This window comes from Symbiopectobacterium sp., assembly GCF_051710365.1.
GTDB lineage: Bacteria > Pseudomonadota > Gammaproteobacteria > Enterobacterales > Enterobacteriaceae > Symbiopectobacterium.
In genome coordinates, this window is record NZ_JBPETA010000173.1 from 1 (window position 1) to 6,379 (window position 6,379).

Here is a 6,379-nt window from a genome sequence, read left to right on the forward strand (position 1 = left end):
GGTTACGGATGGTAACGTGGGGAGTACTCATGCTGATTGGTCTGCAAAAAGCAGTAATAAATTCAGAACTTCAGAATACCGTCAAGTCCCGAAAAAAGAAAAATCAGGTGCGGAATGACGGATTAACAATAAGGCGTGATCGAACTCTCAACCTCGATATTGTCTCAGCAGCAACTGGTAAGCTGAGTTAAAATAATGTTAATTAAACGAGCGGTGGGAGAATCATCATGCCACTAAAAAAATACCTTGGGAGTGATACCTTGGAGAAAATCTGGTTAACGCGTTATCCGGCAAACGTGCCCGCCGAAATTAATCCGGATAACTATACCGTTGGTCGATCTTTTTGAAAATGCGGTTGCCCGATATGCAGACCTGCCCGCATTTATTAACATGGGCGAGGTAATGACTTTCCGCAAGTTGGAAGAGCGTAGCCGCGCGTTTGCCGCCTATTTGCAAAACCAGCTCCATCTGCAAAAGGGCGACCGCGTGGCACTGATGATGCCGAACCTGTTGCAATATCCGGTCGCGTTGTTTGGCATTTTGCGCGCCGGCCTGGTGGTGGTTAACGTCAATCCGCTTTATACCCCGCGTGAACTGGAACACCAGGTGAAAGACAGCGGCGCAACCGCCATTGTGATTGTGTCCAACTTTGCGCATACGCTGGAAAAGGTGGTGTATAACACCGACGTTAAACATGTGATCCTGACGCGCATGGGCGATCAGCTTTCCACCGCGAAAGGGACGCTGGTCAACTTTGTGGTTAAGTACATCAAGCGTCTGGTGCCGAAATACCATCTGCCGGATGCCATCTCGTTTCGCAGCGCACTGCAACAAGGGCGGCGACTTCAGTACATCAAATCACAAATCGTGAATGCCGATCTGGCATTTTTGCAATATACCGGCGGCACCACCGGGTTGTCGAAAGGCGCGATGCTGACGCACCGTAATATGCAGGCGAACCTGGCACAAGCGAAAGCCGCTTATGGTCCGGTGTTGCAAGAGCGCCATGAATTGGTGGTCACCATGCTGCCGCTCTACCACATCTTTGCGTTGACGGTAAACTGCCTGCTGTTTGTTGAACTGGGTGGGCAGAACCTGCTGATCACCAATCCGCGTGATATCCCGGCGGTGGTGAAAGAACTCGGTAAATACCCGTTTACGGCGGTCACGGGTGTTAACACCTTGTTCAACGCGTTGCTGAATAACAAGGCCTTCCATGAGCTGGATTTTTCTACGCTGCGTTTGTCGGTGGGCGGCGGCGCCTCGGTGCAGCAATCGGTGGAGGAGCGGTGGGAAAAGTTGACGGGAAAACACCTGCTGGAAGGCTATGGCCTGACGGAAAGCTCGCCGCTGGTGGCGGGCAACCCCTATGATTTAAAACACTACAGCGGCAGCATCGGTTTGCCGGTGTCGTCCACCGATGTGCGCATCGTGAATGATGAGGGGCAGGATGTGGCGCCGGGCGAATCGGGCAAACTGTGGGTGAAAGGCCCGCAGGTGATGCTGGGCTACTGGCAGCAACCGGCCGCGACGCAAGAGGTGCTGAAAGAGGGGTGGCTGGCGACCGGCGATATTGTCACGGCAGATGAAGAGGGGTTTCTGCGCGTGATCGATCGCAAAAAAGACATGATTCTGGTGTCGGGGTTTAACGTTTATCCGACAGAAATTGAGGAAGTGATCGCGCGCCATCCAGAAGTGTCCGAGGCGGCGGTGATCGGTGTGGAAAGCGAGCTGAGTGGTGAAGCGGTTAAAGCCTACGTTGTGGCCCGTGACAGCAGCCTGAGTAAAGATGAACTGATCACCCATTGCCGCCGTAATCTGACCGCCTACAAAGTGCCAAAACTGGTGGAGTTTGTGGACGAATTGCCGAAATCCAACGTGGGAAAAATTCTGCGCCGGGAGTTACGTGCCGACAATGGCAAACAAAAGTCACCCGATGAAGGTATCGCAAAGGTTTCCTGATTTATCAATAAAACGTCTGCCAGATCGCAGCAGGACAGGTTACCATAGCAAAAGGTTAACAACGCCGGTTATACCGGCGTTGTTTTTGCAGTAGCCGACAGTTAAAAACAAGAGAACACGTTTTGAATTATCAGTTAATCAGCGACAACAATGGCCTGGAACAGGTTTGTCAGCAGGCGCGTCAGCACACGCAGGTCGCGCTGGATACCGAATTTGTCCGCACTCGCACCTATTATCCGCAGTTGGGTCTTATCCAGCTTTTTGACGGTGAAACTCTCTCTCTTATCGATCCCCTCACTATCAGCGCGTGGCAGCCGTTTGTGGCGCTGCTGCAGGATGCGCAGGTGACCAAGTTCCTGCACGCCAGCAGTGAAGATCTTGAGGTGTTTCTTAATGCGTTTGGCGTGTTGCCACATCCGTTTATCGATACACAGATTTTGGCCGCATTTCTCGGTAAGCCCTTGTCGTATGGATTTGCTGCATTAGTGGCAGATTATCAAGGTGTGACGCTGGATAAGACCGAATCGCGTACCGACTGGCTGGCTCGTCCGTTGACTGAGAAACAGTGTGACTATGCCGCCGCAGATGTCTTCTATCTGTTGCCGATGGCTGAGACGATTGTGGCCGAAACGCGTGAAGCCGGATGGCTGGACGCGGCGTTGGATGAATGCCGGTTACTGTGTCAGCGTAAACAGGATATCCTCGCGCCGGAACTTGCCTATCGTGAATTTGGTAACGCCTGGCAACTGCGTGGCAAGCAACTGGCTTGCCTGCAACTGCTTGCTCAGTGGCGGCTGAGTCTGGCGCGACAGCGCGACAGCTCAGTCAACTTTGTGGTACGGGAAGAAAATTTGCTTCAGGTGGCGCGCTGCATGCCGTCCTCGTTGGGCGAGTTGAGTGCACTTGGGCTGAGCGGCCCGGAAATCCGTTATCACGGTAAAACACTGCTCGATATTGTCGCCCAAGCCAATGCGCTGCCGGAATCCCAGTACCCCGCGCCGATCGTGAACCTGATCGATTACCCGGGCTATAAGCGCTTGTTTAAAGACATCAAAACTCTGGTGACGCAGGTGAGTGAACGTAGCGGACTTTCTGCTGAGTTACTGGCATCACGTCGTCAGATCAACCGCTTGTTGAATTGGCATTGGAAGCTGTTTGCTCAGGAAGGCTCGGTACCTGAAATGTTGAACGGCTGGCGAGCCGAACTGTTCGCTGCGCCGCTGCGCGATTTGTTGACTCGCGAAGGGTAATAGCAGAATAACCCCCACATGGTGCGGGGGTTATTTAATTCCTTGGACTCATTTAGCGGGTTCTTCCGGTTCTGGCAGGGTGACGTTAAGTTCAAGCACGGAGATATCATCCCCTTTCTGCTCCAACTGAACCGTCACCATTTCCGGGTCGATCTGTACGTATTTACAGATCACCGCCAAAATATCCCGTTTTAACTGTGGCAAGTAATGTGGCTCACTGTCGCCACGGCGGCGTTCCGCAACGATAATTTGCAGCCGCTCCTTGGCAATATTCGCGGTGTTTTTTTTGCGGGACAGAAAGAAGTCGAGTAAGGCCATAATTTATCCCCCAAAAAGGCGTTTAAGAAAACTCTTTTTCTCTTCCTCAATGAAACGATAGGGACGATCTTCACCCAGCAAGCGATCGACGGTGTCAGCGTAGGCTTTGCCTGCGTCGGAAGCGATATCAAGGATCACCGGTTCCCCCTGGTTTGATGCACGCAGTACGGACTGATCTTCTGGGATAACGCCAACCAGCGAAATACGAAGGATCTCCAGTACATCTTCCATGCTTAACATATCACCGCGGCTAACGTGGCCTGGATTGTAACGGGTGAGCAGCAGGTGCTCTTTAATCGCATCCTGACCGCGTTCGGCCCGGCGTGATTTGGAAGCGAGGATACCAAGAATGCGGTCAGAGTCGCGCACCGATGACACTTCCGGGTTGGTGGTAATAATGGCTTCGTCGGCAAAATAGAGCGCCATCAATGCACCTGTTTCAATCCCAGCCGGGGAGTCACAGATGATAAAATCAAACTCCATTTCTGCCAGCGTATCCAACACTTTTTCTACGCCTTCGCGGGTTAGCGCATCTTTGTCACGGGTTTGTGACGCGGGCAGGATATAGAGATTTTCCGTGCGCTTGTCTTTGATTAATGCCTGATTAAGCGTGGCATCGCCTTGAATCACATTGACGAAATCGTAGACCACGCGGCGCTCGCATCCCATGATGAGATCGAGGTTACGCAGACCAATATCGAAGTCGATAACAACCGTCTTTTTACCTTTCTGGGCTAAACCGGTAGCAATGGCCGCGCTTGAAGTAGTCTTGCCAACGCCCCCTTTACCCGATGTAACAACAATAATGCGTGCCATAAATAGTTCCTTGTTAAAGGGCTTAGTCTAGAGGTTGTATGGTTAAATCGTTTGCGAGTTGGTCGAGCTTCAGACGCACGGCCTTCCCGAAATGGGCCGCTGGGATCTTGTCACTGAGCCAGTAGCGCCTGGCGATGGATACCAGTTCGGCTGCAAGATGCGTACAGAAGATTTGGCTCTGCACATCACCCGAGACGCCCGCTAGCGCTCGTCCCCGCATCATGCCGTAAATATGGATATTGCCATCGGCTATCACTTCTGCACCGGCGCTGACGCTGCTCAGTACGATTAAGTCGCCCTCTCTGGCATAAATCTGCTGGCCGGAACGAACCGGCGCTGTAATCACTTTGGTTTTGGCTATTGCTGGTGCAACGGGAATAGGCTCAGGTGCCCGACGCGGCGACTTGCCTTCATTTAGCAGCGGCAATCCCGCCTTGATAATGGCTTTTTTAAGTACCTCGTCCTTACAACCGCTCACACCCACCACGTGTAACCCCGTAGAAATAATAGCGTGCTGGGTAGATAACCAGTCTATTTCGTCCGTCAGGGCGGCAACATTAATAACCACAGGCGCATTTTTTAAAAATGCGGGAGCCTGCTCAATCTTTTCCTGTAATGCTTTAATAATTACCTCTGGTTGCGACTCATACAAATGAACAACCGATAAGGTAAAATTGCTGCCTTTTAACTCAATTGGCGTTTGTGACATCTATCCTGACTCAGTTTCAGCCTGTTAAATCCCTGGATTTGCATGGCAACATGATATTCCAGAGTGCTGTAAGCATGTTATAGTCACAATTATATACAGGCAAGATGACATTCCCATCTAATCGAGTAAAAAAATGTTTTGTGTGATCTATCGAAGCGCCAAACGCGATCAAACCTATCTCTTTGTTGATAAAAAAGATGATTTTTCCCGCGTACCGGAAGCGCTGATGAAAAGTTTTGGTACACCGCATTTGGTGATGCTATTACCGCTTGATGGCAGCAAAAAATTAGCGTCAGCCGACATTGAAAAAGTAAAGCAGGCGCTCAACGAGGAGGGCTTTTATCTGCAAATGCCGCCGCCTCCGGAGAATTTGTTATCCGTTCATCACAACGTCAGCAAATAACGTGGTACCGTGTTTGGGATAAAAATTCGGTTTTTTCTTAACCGTTTCCCACCCCGAATTGCGTAGCTCAGGCGTCGTGCTGATGCGTAACGGCGCTTAAAAAGTATGATCTGGCGTTGAATTCTTTACTTATATTTTTCCGCATTACGGTCTACAGGCTTGTTTTATCGGCGCAGAGACGTATAAATAAACCCCTGGCGTAAATGGATACCCACCGGTTTACCTGATGTACTGGGTATCTGAGCGTGATTTTCAACTGACAGGGCAGGAGATATCCATGTACCAACACAGAGACTGGCAGGGCGCACTGCTCGATTTCCCGGTAAATAAAGTGGTTTGCGTCGGCAGTAACTACGCAGACCACATCAAAGAAATGGGAAACTCGGTCGCCCCTGAACCCGTGCTATTTATCAAACCTGAGACCGCACTGTGCGATCTGCGCCAACCGGTGGCTATTCCGAAAAACCTGGGCTCGGTGCATCACGAAGTTGAATTTGGCAGTGCTGATTGGCACGCCGCTTAAGCAGGCGAATGAAGAGCGCGTGGCGCGCGCGATTGCTGGTTACGGTGTCGCGCTGGATTTGACGCTGCGTGACATTCAGTCAGAATAAAAAGGCCGGTCGCCCATGGGAAAAGGCCAAAGGGTTTGATGGCGCTTGCCCGATTTCCGGGTTTATTCCCGTCGCCGAGTTTGGCGATCCGCAGCAGACGGATTTAGGCGTGAAAGTGAATGATGAAATCCGTCAACAGGGCAACACGCGCGATATGATCACGCCGATTCTGCCATTGATTGCTTATATGTATTAGTCGCGACTTGATCTGACACTGGACCTTGCAAGGTTGAGAGTTACCGGTTTTGATATGGGTGTCCAATCCTTATACAAAACACGAGGTAACTCTCATGATTCATACTAACAATCC

The 6,379-nt window shown here is 51.1% G+C and carries 5 protein-coding genes and 2 pseudogenes; 4 read left to right on the forward strand and 3 right to left on the reverse strand.

What is annotated here, in order from left to right; translation table 11 throughout:
- Positions 1–260 precede the first annotated feature (260 nt).
- Both fadD and rnd read left to right on the forward strand, forming a co-directional pair.
- Positions 261–1,962, forward strand: a pseudogene (gene fadD, locus ACTBDZ_RS13805) (long-chain-fatty-acid--CoA ligase FadD).
- A 122-nt stretch (positions 1,963–2,084) separates the two neighbouring features.
- Complete coding sequence (rnd, locus tag ACTBDZ_RS13810) at positions 2,085–3,212, forward strand: ribonuclease D (protein WP_438815744.1); 1,128 nt, start codon at positions 2,085–2,087, stop codon at positions 3,210–3,212.
- A 48-nt stretch (positions 3,213–3,260) separates the two neighbouring features.
- Here rnd and minE read toward each other — a convergent pair whose 3' ends face one another.
- The 3 genes from minE to minC are packed head-to-tail and all read right to left on the reverse strand — an operon-like array spanning position 3,261 to position 5,055.
- Positions 3,261–3,530 (reverse strand): cell division topological specificity factor MinE, encoded by a 270-nt coding sequence (gene minE / locus ACTBDZ_RS13815; RefSeq protein WP_222160745.1) that lies wholly within the window; start codon positions 3,528–3,530, stop codon positions 3,261–3,263.
- Positions 3,531–3,533: 3 nt separating this feature from the next.
- Complete coding sequence (gene minD, locus ACTBDZ_RS13820; RefSeq protein ID WP_438815745.1) at positions 3,534–4,346, reverse strand: septum site-determining protein MinD; 813 nt, start codon at positions 4,344–4,346, stop codon at positions 3,534–3,536.
- Positions 4,347–4,368: 22 nt separating this feature from the next.
- On the reverse strand, positions 4,369–5,055 hold the full coding sequence (gene minC, locus ACTBDZ_RS13825; RefSeq protein ID WP_438815746.1) for a septum site-determining protein MinC: 687 nt from the start codon (positions 5,053–5,055) through the stop codon (positions 4,369–4,371).
- Positions 5,056–5,188: 133 nt separating this feature from the next.
- Here minC and ACTBDZ_RS13830 point away from each other — a divergent pair, with 133 nt between their 5' ends.
- Both ACTBDZ_RS13830 and ACTBDZ_RS13835 read left to right on the forward strand, forming a co-directional pair.
- Positions 5,189–5,458: a YcgL domain-containing protein gene (locus tag ACTBDZ_RS13830; protein ID WP_438815747.1), complete on the forward strand. Its 270-nt coding sequence runs from the start codon at positions 5,189–5,191 to the stop codon at positions 5,456–5,458.
- 277 nt (positions 5,459–5,735) lie between these two features.
- A pseudogene (locus ACTBDZ_RS13835) lies at positions 5,736–6,259 on the forward strand (fumarylacetoacetate hydrolase family protein); the annotation flags it as partial.
- Between the last annotated feature and the right edge of the window lie 120 nt (positions 6,260–6,379).

What these genes read in the sequence shown, in the direction of transcription:
- minD (WP_438815745.1), bottom strand. Translation starts at nt 4,346, where the DNA reads ATGGCACGCATTATTGTTGTTACATCGGGTAAAGGGGGCGTTGGCAAG.
- minE (WP_222160745.1), bottom strand. Translation starts at nt 3,530, where the DNA reads ATGGCCTTACTCGACTTCTTTCTGTCCCGCAAAAAAAACACCGCGAAT.
- ACTBDZ_RS13830 (WP_438815747.1), top strand. Translation starts at nt 5,189, where the DNA reads ATGTTTTGTGTGATCTATCGAAGCGCCAAACGCGATCAAACCTATCTC.
- minC (WP_438815746.1), bottom strand. Translation starts at nt 5,055, where the DNA reads ATGTCACAAACGCCAATTGAGTTAAAAGGCAGCAATTTTACCTTATCG.